Raw genomic sequence first — 10,276 nt, 5'->3', positions numbered from 1 at the left:
GATACATCTACAGTACCTTGACAAAGAAACGTTTGAATACAAAGTTTTTTATAGGACACAGGAAAAGTTAGCTGGTCGCCTCCTACCAGATTGTATACAGATTCATCAGGTACGCTTCCTTATGTTTCCGGATCGCATGCTCCAAAAGTATATTTTAAACGCAATGGTGATGAAGAGCAGGATTTTAATTATACAGCAACCTTTACTTCTACAGTCGGATGCAATACTACTCAGAATATTGCGGTAAAAGTAGTCGATGTGAAGCCACCAGTAGTACAGGATCAATTGTTCTGTGATGCTATATCTGTGGGTAATATTGTAGTTACTGCAGAGCCAAATACAACTATTCGTTGGTACGCTTCTGCGACGAGTACAGATATTTTAACCAGTATTGATACCACAGGTACTTATTATGTTGATGCAGAAAGATCGGGTTGTAAATCAGAAAGAATATCAGCTGTGATTACTATTGTAGGAGCTCAGACTCCAACAGCACCTGCAACACAGCATTTTTGTGACAGCGCATTAGTTTCAGACTTAACAGTAACAATACATCAGGGATTTGAGGGCAGATGGTACTCAACAGCAACAGCAACAGCTCCATTGGTTCCAACAACAGCTTTAGTAAACGGAGCGATTTATTATGCAGCTACTTATCATCCGGGTTCCGGTTGTGAATCACCCCGCATTCCGGTAACAGCAGTTATAACACAAACACCTGCAGCATTGCCTGCTCAGTCAATCCATTTGTGTCAGACAACTTCTTTTTCAGGATTGCAAATCACTACCTTGCCAAATGCCCAGTTGAAATGGTATGTTTCAGCTACTGCTGTGAATCCTATTGCTTCTACACAAAATGTAACGAGTGGTGTCTATTATGTTTCTCAGACAATGAACGGATGTGAGTCAGCAAGATCCCAGATTCAGATTATGATGCAAACTGCATTGGAGAAACCTTTTGCGGGTACACAAGTCTTGTGTGGTGGTGGAACAGTATCGGATTTGACAGCCACAGGAGCTGTTCCGGGAGCTGTATATAACTGGTATGACTCAGCAGCTTCCACGACGCCTTTGCCATTGACGACTTCCTTAACCAGCGGTGTCTATTATGTGTCTCAGTCTTTAACCGGATGTGAATCACCGAAAAGGTCAGTAGCGGTTAAGGTTATTTCAAAAGAAGCTCCTGTTGTAAATGCATTCTCATTCTGTGGTAATGCAAGAGTCGGTGATTTATCATTGCCAACGGCAACAAATCTCAGCTATCGATGGTATGCAACGGCTACCAGTATTACAGAACTGAGTCAGAATGTAGCATTGACAACAGGTACTTATTATGTGGCAAGGGTAGAACAGGGATGTATTTCAGAACGTACAGCAGTTTTGGTAACTGTCTTGGACCTACCATCAGCTCCAACAGGAGTACTAACACAAAATTTTACTGTAAATGAGATGGGAGAAGCAACGATTGCTGATTTGGTAATGGATCAGAGTAATGTAGTATGGTACATCAATGTTACCGATGCTAAAACAGGTGCCAATCCGTTGTCTGCGGAAATACCATTGATAAGTGGTCAGACGTATTATGCAGTCATCATCGGAAACAATGGCTGTCCAAGCTTACCGACAGCAGTAACAGTAGATATCACTCTGGGTATAGACGGATTTGATAAAACAGCACTTGTATATTATCCGAATCCAGTTATAGATGTTTTGAATATTCGCTATAAGAACATCATTGAAGAGGTTGTTGTTTATAATGTAGTTGGACAAAAAGTATTAATCCAACAAAACAAGAACAGTAGTATTGAGATAGATATGAGTGCTTTAGCTTCGGGTAATTATTTTGTAAAGCTTCGTTCAGAAAACTATCATCAGATCATTAAGATAGTCAAAAAGTAAAATGGATTTATTATTATTTTATATTATTAAAGCCTGTTCATTATGAATAGGCTTTTTCAGTTTTATATAAAAGCCTTTTATTTATCAGTAAGGGATTAAGTTTTTATAAAGAAATAATAACTGATTTGACCATCAAAAACAAAAATATATTGTTTATTATTTTAAGAAATATCCTTGCATTTAAAGGTATGAATTGTAATTTAAGAATTAATAACAAATGATTTCATTGTTCTATCTTTATTTGTTGTTTTTGTCTTATTTTTTGTTTTCTATATGTTAAATTTTGCTTTATTAACATTTTTTATTTTTTGTACAATAAAAAAGTTTAACTTAGTGAATATAGTTGAAAAATATTGCATTTTTTGGAATGGAGGAAAAAGTGTTGTGTTATCTATGTTAATTGTTTAAATATAGTTTAATAAATACTCGTTTTTACCATGAAAAAAAAATACTTGCTTTTAGTAGCTTTACTCTTTACAATACCTTTTTTTTCTCAGGAAATTACCATTGGAACAGGAACTTCTGTTCAAGTTTATCCTTTAGGGAATAATTATGGTTTTGAACGGTCAGCGTCTTTATATAAAGCTTCAGAACTTGTGAATACCGGAAATATCTCTACGCTTGCCTGGTATGCCAATGTTGGAGGAAAGGGAGCTCGTCCCATAAAAATCTATCTCAAAGAAACGACTGCGAACACTATAGTTTCTTCTGACTGGTCTTCTATGACCTCCGGAGCTACTCTGGTGTATGATGGCTCTGTAACTCCACAACAAGAGTGGAATACTTTTATTTTGAATACTGCTTTCAATTATACAGGAAATGCTAATAATTTACTGGTACTCGTTGAAGCTAATTATGGTGGTTCCGGAAACGGTGGCGGGGCTTCAGGGAATAGTATCCGCTACTCTGATGTTGCTGGCACGCATATGTATATAAGGGGAGATTATTCTGCACCTACAACTACGGGCACTATTACTGCATACAGACCCAATCTGAAATTAAAATTCGGACCATTAATCACCTGTTTTTCTCCTATTGTTATTAATGCTACCTCTATAGCAACTACTTCCTCTGTCATTTCATGGACTGCACCTGTACCTGTACCGGCAAATGGATACAAATATGAACTCCGAACATCAGGTGCTGCAGGAAGCGGAACTGCCGGTTTAGTATTAACAGGAACTACTGTTGCAGGAGTTACCACCGCAAATATTTCCCAATTAATCCCTAATACCGCTTATTATGTATATGTAAAAGCAATTTGTAGTGCTACAGATGAAAGTAATTGGTCTTCTTCAACTTCTTTTACTACTTTATGCTTGGCCACAAATGTGCCTTATACAATGCCGATCAATGCAGTTACTATTCCGGCAATACCAGCTTGTGTAGTGGTCCAAAATGTAAACAATGATACGGGTATCTGGAAGACTTATGCAGCTCCTACAGGTTTTTCCGGAAAAGCTATGGGGTATTATTACTCTTCTAATGCTGCGGATGACTGGTTTTATACTCAGGGATTAAATTTAACTGCGGGTGTGAGTTATCGCTTGAAATTTAAATATAGAAATTCGGGTTATGTTGAAAAGCTACGGGTAAGCTATGGTACTTCTCAGGTAAGTACAACAATGACAAACGAATTGTTTATAGTGACTACAGAAACGGTAAGTTCTACGGTCGAAAAGATAATTGATTTTATTCCTGCAACGACTGGTATTTTCTATATTGGTTTTCAGGCATATTCTGATGCTTATATGAATTATCTTTATGTTGGCGATATCTCGGTTGAGTTATCACCAACCTGTTTGGAGATTTTTAGTCTCAATACCAGTAATATAACACAAACAGATGCTATTATAAGCTGGACAGCGCCTGTGACAGCACCTTCAAACGGCTATGCGTATGAAATCCGTACCTCAGGAGCTGCAGGCAGCGGAGCTACAGGTTTAGTAACCGCAGGAACAACTGCGGCAGGTATTACTACTGTTACTATTACACAGTTGACTCCTGATACTACCTATTCTGTTTATGTAAGAGGTATTTGCAGCAGTACAGATACGGGCGCCTGGTCAAATGGTGTACCGTTTACAACTTTATGTGCGGCCACAAATGTCCCATATACAATGCCGATCAATGCAGTGACTACTCCGGCACTACCAGCTTGTGTGATTGTCCAGAATGTAAATAATGATACTGGTACTTGGAAGAGTTATGCAACACCTACAGGTTTTTCCGGAAAAGCTATGGGGTATTATTATTCTTCCAATAGTGCGAATGACTGGTTTTATACCCGGGGATTAAATCTGACTGCGGGTGTGAGCTATAGACTGAAGTTTAAATATAGAAACTCCGGATATGTAGAAAAATTACGGGTAAGCTATGGGCTTTTATCTGTCAATACAGCTATGGTTAATGAACTATTTACTGTAATAACTCCGAATCAAACTTCTACTGTTGAGAAGATTCTCGATTTTATCCCAACTGCAACAGGGGTATATTATATTGGTTTTCAGGCATATTCTGATGCTTATATGAATTATCTGTATGTAGGGGATATCTCCGTTGAGTTATCGCCAACCTGTTTGGAGGTTTTTAGTCTCAATATCAGTAATATTACACAAACAGATGCTGTTATAAGCTGGACAGCGCCTTTAATAACACCTTCAAACGGCTATGCTTATGAAATCCGTACCTCAGGAGCTGCAGGCAGCGGAGCTACAGGTTTAGTAACCGCAGGAACAACTGCGGCAGGAGTTACTACAGTAAACACTTCTCAGTTGACACCCAATACCACTTATTCTTTCTATGTAAAAAGCGTATGTAGTACGACAGAAACGAGTAGTTGGTCAACTGCTCTAATGTTTACAACTTTATGCGTGGCCACAAATGTCCCATATACAATGCCGATCAATGCAGTGACTACACCTGCGATACCAGAATGTGTGATTGTAGAGAATGTCAATAATGATGATAAAACATGGATCAGTTATGCATCACAGACAGGTTTTACCGGTAAAGTTATGGGATATTCCTATCATTCAAGCAATGCAGCTAATGATTGGTTTTATACACGAGGCTTAAATTTAACCGCAGGAACCAGTTATCGTCTGAAATTTAAATATCGCAATGATTATTCTGCAGAAAAATTACGTGTAAGTTATGGTAATGCTGCAGTCAATTCAGCAATGACAAATGACTTGTTTACTGTAAGTACAACTACAACTGCTGCTACGGTAGAAAAAAGCATTGATTTTGTACCCTCTGTTACTGGTGTTTATTATATAGGATTCCAAGCTTATTCGGATGCCAATAAATATAGAATTTATGTAGGGGATATATCGGTTGAGCTATCGCCTACTTGCTTTGAATTATCAGGTGTACAAATAAATTCAATTACTGAAACCACTGCTACGATCAACTGGACAGCTCCTGCAACTGCACCTTCAAATGGTTACTCTTATGAGATTCGAACTTCTGGTGCAGCTGGAAGTGGAAATGTAGGTCTTGTTAATTCAGGAACTACCGCAGCAGGTATTACTACTGTTGCTATTACACAGTTGACTCCTGATACTACCTATTCTGTTTATATAAGAGGTATTTGCAGCAGTACAGATATGGGTGCCTGGTCAAATGGTGTGCCGTTTACAACTTTATGTACAGCCACAAATGTCCCATATACAATGCCGATCAATGCAGTGACTACTCCGACACTACCGGCTTGTGTGGTTGTAGAGAATGTCAATAATGATGATAAAACATGGATAAGTTATGCATCTCAGACAGGTTTTAGCGGTAAAGTTATGGGATATCCCTATCATTCTACTAATGTTGCAAATGATTGGTTTTATACCAGAGGATTAAATATGACAGCAGGGGTAAGCTATCGTTTGCGATTTAAATATCGAAACAGCTGGAGTGTAGAAAAGCTACGGGTAAGTTATGGCCAATCTCCTGTAAATACCGCTATGGTTAATGAACTTTTTACCGTAACTACCCCAAATGCAGCAGCTACTGTTGAGAAAGTAATCGATTTTGTTCCTACTGTATCGGGTGTTTACTATATTGGTTTTCAAAGTTATTCAGATCAAAATAAAAGTTATTTATATGTGGGAGATATATCGGTTGAATTATCACCAACCTGCCTAATGGCTTTGGGAGTGACTGTGGGAAACATTACCAAGAACTCAGCAGTTGTAAACTGGCAGACACCTGTGATTGCACCACAAAGCGGATATGAGTATGAATTGCGTACTTCTGGTAATCCCGGAGAAGCGGTCGGTTTGGTTCAAAGTGGTACATTGGCTGTAGGGACTATTACGACCACTCTCCAAAGCCTTATTCCTTCTACTACTTATTATATATATATAAAATCAGTGTGTGACAGTAATACCTCAAGTGCGTGGACCGATGCGAAAAAAATAACTACACTGTGTGATTATTATGAGATATTAACAACAACACCAGGCACTGTTTGCGGATCAGGTCAAGTACCATTAGAGGTTACTTATACAGGAGGAGATGTGAGATGGTATACGGTACCTACCGGAGGAAGTGTTATTGCGACTGGGAATTCCTTTACAACACCTGAAATAAATACTACAACTTCTTATTGGGTGAGTTCTGCTGTAACGGGAGGTATAAATAATACAGGAATTTCAACACCATCTAGTTCCGCAACTGCTCTTACCATAACTAATTGGGGGATTATATTTAATGCAATAGAAGATACTGCTCTTAATTCAGTTTCTGTTTATTCAACTACAGCAGGTACGCTTAATATCAAAATTCAGAATAGTGCCGGTGTAGAAATATATGAAACAGGTAATGTGAATATTCTTGCAGGAGGGACTACTAGTCCAAATATTATTCCTCTTAATTTCACAGTGCCTGCCGGTACAGGATATAAAATGCTTGTAAAAAATGCTTCTGGTGTATCATTAATTCGTGAATCTTCTAATCTCACATTTCCTTATACAGGAGCTGATGGAAACATGGTTGTAACTTCTTCTGAATGGGGCGGATCAACTACTTCTTACTATTATTATTTCTATGATCTGAAGTATACAGGGATTTGTGCTTCACCGAGGACAGAAGTTATAGCAACAGTAACTGCTGCACCAAACATTACACTCTCAGCAACGGATATTGCAATTTGTAAAGGTACTCCTTCTGCTGTTGTTACAATTACAAGCGGCGCATCAGATTATAATGAATATATTTGGGAACCTTCTACAGGTGTAACCGGCAGTGCTGCTACCGGATGGATTTTTAATCCTGCTGAAACCACCAATTATCGATTAATTGCCAAACAGAATCAGGGATCTTTCTGTAGAACTGTAAAGAATGTAAAAGTACAGGTAAATCCATTGGTTACATTTACTCCACTGCAATCCGATTATGTAGTATGTAAAGATGATGTATTGGAGTTGGCTTATCAGGAACTATCCAAGACTGATATTACTGTGGGTACAAGTACCACTCTTAGTACGGATTATGATGCAACTACAGCTTTTATGAATAGATGGACTTATTCAAAACAGCAGTATATTTATACTAAACAGGAATTAAATGCCTTAGGTTTTTATCACGGAAAAATCAAAGGACTTTCTTTTAATATTACCACTTTAGGTTCTAATGCCACTAATCAGGACTATACGATTAAAATAAAAAGCGTTACAAACAATGTTATTTCTTCTACCAGTTTTGAAACAGATGGTTTTACAACAGTATATGGTCCTGTAACCCATACTCATACTGATTCCGGCTGGCAGGATATTATGTTTACCACCACCTATGAGTGGGATGGGTCTTCTAATTTATTGATAGAGATTTATCAGAAAGGGATCAATTCTTCCAATAATGCGTTAACGTATTATTCTACTTTAACCACAGATGTTGGTTTGTATCAGCAATCAGGATCCGATACATCTACAGGTACCTTGACAAAGAAACGTTTGAATACAAAGTTTTTTATAGACACAGGAAAAGTTAGCTGGTCGCCTCCTACCAGATTGTATACAGATTCATCAGGTACGCTTCCTTATGTTTCCGGATCACATGCTCCAAAAGTATATTTTAAACGCAATGGTGATGAAGAGCAGGATTTTAATTATACAGCAACCTTTACCTCTACAGTCGGATGCAATACTACTCAGAATATTGCGGTAAAAGTAGTCGATGTGAAGCCACCAGTAGTACAGGATCAATTGTTCTGTGATGCTATACCTGTGGATGATATTGTAGTTACTGCAGAGCCAAATGCAACTATTCGTTGGTACGCTTCTGCGACGGGTACAGATATTTTAACCAGTATTGATACCACAGGTACTTATTATGTTGATGCAGAAAGATCGGGTTGTAAATCAGAAAGAATATCAGCTATGATTACTATTGTAGGAGCTCAGACTCCAACAGCACCTGCAACACAGCATTTTTGTGACAGCGCATTAGTTTCAGATTTAACAGTAACAATACATCAGGGATTTGAAGCTCGGTGGTATGATGCTGTTGCTTCTACAACACCATTAACTGGAACAGTAAGTTTAGTAAACGGAGCGACTTATTATGCAGCTACTTATCATTCGGGTTCCGGTTGTGAGTCACCCCGCATTCCGGTAACAGCAGTTATAACACCAACACCTGCAGCATTGCCTGCTCAGTCAATCCATTTGTGTCAGGCAACTTCTTTTTCAGGATTGCAAATCACTACCTTGCCAAATGCCCAGTTGAAATGGTATGTTTCAGCTACTGCTGTGAATCCTATTGTTTCTACACAAAATATAACGAGTGGTGTCTATTATGTTTCTCAGACAATGAACGGATGTGAGTCAGCAAGATCCCAGATTCAGATTATGATGCAAACTGCCTTAGACAAACCGGCAGCAACTACACAGAATATTTGTGGCATTGGAACTGTTGCAGATTTGGTTGCTACAGGAGCTGTTCCGGGAGCTGTATATAACTGGTATGACTCAGCAACTTCCACGACGCCTTTGCCATTGACGACTTCCTTAACCAGCGGTGTCTATTATGTGTCTCAGTCTTTAACCGGATGTGAATCTCCAAGACGTTCGGTGAGCGTTAGAGTTCTTTCGAAACAAGCGCCGGTTGTAAATGCATTCTCATTCTGTGGTAATGCAAGAGTAGGTGATTTATCACTGCCAACGACAACAAATATCAGCTATCGATGGTATACAACGGCTACCAGTATTACAGAACTGAGTCAGAATGTAGCATTGACAACAGGTACTTATTATGTAGCAAGGGTGGAGCATGGTTGTATTTCTGAGAGAGCGGCAGTACCTGTAACGATACTCCCTCTCCCTGCCCCCCCAACAGGATCGGCAAACCAAAGTTTTACAGTAAATGAAATTAATGAAGTTACAATTGCTGATCTGGAGATGGATCAAACAAATATTCAATGGTATATAAGCATACAAGATGCAAAAACCGGAAACAATCCATTATCTGCTGTGATGCCGTTGATAAGTGGTCAGACGTATTATGCAGTCATCATCGGAAGCAATGGTTGTCCCAGCTTACCGACAGCAGTAACAGTAGATATCACCCTGGGTATAGACGGATTTGATAAAACAGCACTTGTATACTATCCGAATCCGGTTAAAGATATACTAAATATACGTTACAAAAATGTTATTGAAATGGTTGAGGTATATAATTTACTTGGACAGAAAGTATTGATACATGAATATAAAGATATGAGTATCCAGCTTAATATGGATTCTTTGGCTTCCGGTAGTTATCTGCTTAAACTGCGTTCAGAAAATCAAGTTCAGATTATTAAGGTAGTTAAAAAGTAGAGTGACTTAATTATCTTATGCTTAAAAGCCTGTTCACTCAATGAACAGGCTTTTTTTTATAGCTATGATTATATAAGAGTGATGAATGTGTTTATTCTTTTTTAAAAGTTAAATTATTTGAATCTCTTTTTATTTTTTTAGTTAGCATTTTATTATATTCATATTATCATGTTTTAAAATAAATTATTATCATTTCATAATTTAACATTTATATTCTAAAAAAAAGTATAAATTAGATTTTCCTAACTTTTACAGAGATATGTTTTTAGGTTATTATTATAAATAATCTTCCTGTTTTTGTGCTGTTTAGTTAGTTAATTTAATATTTTATCACATGAAGAAAACTACTCATTACAAATCCATTACTCAAAAGGAATTTTTACAAAAAATTTCACATCGATATAGGAGGTAGGATCAATGAACTTTATAAGTTGAGGTAAATTGATCCATTTCAAACAGCAATTAAACCAATCTTTAATTTGAATTACGATAATAATAATGTCATTACTTATTGCTGAGATTGTTCCTGTTTTTATAATACAAATGTTGTTTGTTTTTTT

3 protein-coding genes are annotated in these 10,276 nt (G+C 37.6%); all 3 read left to right on the top strand.

The window, feature by feature from the left end:
* Positions 1-247, top strand: a 247-nt coding sequence (locus QW060_RS19660; RefSeq protein WP_290364982.1) for a hypothetical protein, incomplete at its 5' end; no start/stop codon positions are given.
* 644 nt (positions 248-891) lie between these two features.
* Positions 892-1,899, top strand: a complete 1,008-nt coding sequence (locus QW060_RS19655) for an Ig-like domain-containing protein (protein ID WP_317623210.1) — start codon at positions 892-894, stop codon at positions 1,897-1,899.
* A gap of 437 nt (positions 1,900-2,336) precedes the next feature.
* Entirely contained in the window at positions 2,337-9,716 is a 7,380-nt protein-coding gene (locus QW060_RS19650; protein WP_290361920.1) for an Ig-like domain-containing protein, read from the top strand.
* Positions 9,717-10,276 lie beyond the last annotated feature (560 nt).

It is taken from the genome of Paenimyroides ceti, assembly GCF_030409925.1.
The sequence above is the reverse complement of the archived record's forward strand: the minus strand, read 5'-3'. Positions and strand labels throughout refer to the sequence as shown.